This window comes from Moorena sp. SIO4E2 (genome assembly GCF_010671945.1).
GTDB lineage: Bacteria > Cyanobacteriota > Cyanobacteriia > Cyanobacteriales > Coleofasciculaceae > Moorena > Moorena producens.
On sequence record NZ_JAAHIE010001308.1, the window covers coordinates 1 to 1,245 of the forward strand.

The window sequence follows — 1,245 nt, forward strand, 5'->3', positions numbered from 1 at the left end:
CCACTTAGGTCTTTTCTGGGTAGTTCTAATTCAAAGGGGGGTTGAATTATTTGTACTGGTGTGCCGTTGATTTCACTGAAAGTGGTTCTCAGGGTTTCATGGCGAGCGATGATTTGGTTAAGACTTTCTTGTAGGGCTACATAGTCTAGTTTACCTACTAGATGTAGGGTTAATGGCATATTGTAGGCGTTGCTACTCAAGGCCATTTTTTCTAGGAACCATAGCCTTTGTTGTGCATAAGATAATGGTGGGGGGTTGCCATTTCGCTCAATAGGCTTAATTAAGTTTTCCTTGAATTCTCTCTTTAAATTAGCTTGTTGTAAAAAAGTAATAATTTCCTGCTTACGATTGCTTAATTGAGTCTGTAGCTCTGATGTCAATACTCCCTCTGGAGCTTTACAACGCAAGCGTTCACCTTCAAGCCATAATTTGACATTTTGATTAGCCAGATTATCTAAAAATTTCTTTAATGTTTTCATAGTTCGATTTCCTCGAATTTTTCTTGATTGTTAGAAATTGTTTCTAGTCGTTCTGCTAAAAATGCGTTGTCATCTATGGCATCAATATCAGCGCCTAATTGTTTGATAGTAGGATTTTCAAATAACCTACTGATAGGTAACTCCAATTGAACAGTATTTTGCAACCGAGACACAACCTGAGTTGCCATCAAAGAATGACCCCCCAAATCAAAGAAGTTATCGTGTATTCCCACCTGTTCTATACCCAACACTTCTTTCCAAATCTCTGCTAATACCTTCTGTGTCTCTGTCTGTGGAGCTACATACTCCATTGACACACTACTGGCCACATCTGGGACAGGCAATGCCTTACGGTCTACCTTGCCATTGGGAGTCAGAGGCAGTTGTGACAACACCATCAACCCCGATGGCACCATATACTCTGGCAACCGCGACTCCAGATACTCTCTCAACTGCGGTATCAGTTCCTTTCTCAACTGGGAATTCAAGGGATTATTCCCATAATTATGCCAGTTACCTGCTACCACCGATTTTTGAGTTAGGGGTGTTAACACTATCCCTTCTTTAGCTAACTCACTGGGCACAAATACCCCATCCATCAATTCTGGACTTCCCTGAGCAGACCAACACAACTCTAAGCTATACCCTAAAGATGCACTTAGTTCATATAACCTCTCTGGGTCGATGCTCTTGGTTTCCTTTGACTCTAAAAACTGCCTCAACTGCTGTACATTCTGTTTTGATTCTGGCTGTGATAGCAACTCTA

General features: G+C 41.2%; 2 protein-coding genes. Both read right to left on the reverse strand.

Translation table 11 applies throughout. From position 1 onward, the window contains the following. The coding region (locus F6K37_RS43205) for a TubC N-terminal docking domain-related protein (protein ID WP_287257316.1) at positions 1–479 on the reverse strand (479 nt) is incomplete at its 3' end. Then, positions 476–1,245: phosphopantetheine-binding protein (locus F6K37_RS43210; RefSeq protein ID WP_287257317.1), on the reverse strand; the 770-nt coding region annotated here is incomplete at its 5' end. The genes F6K37_RS43205 and F6K37_RS43210, both read right to left, overlap by 4 nt.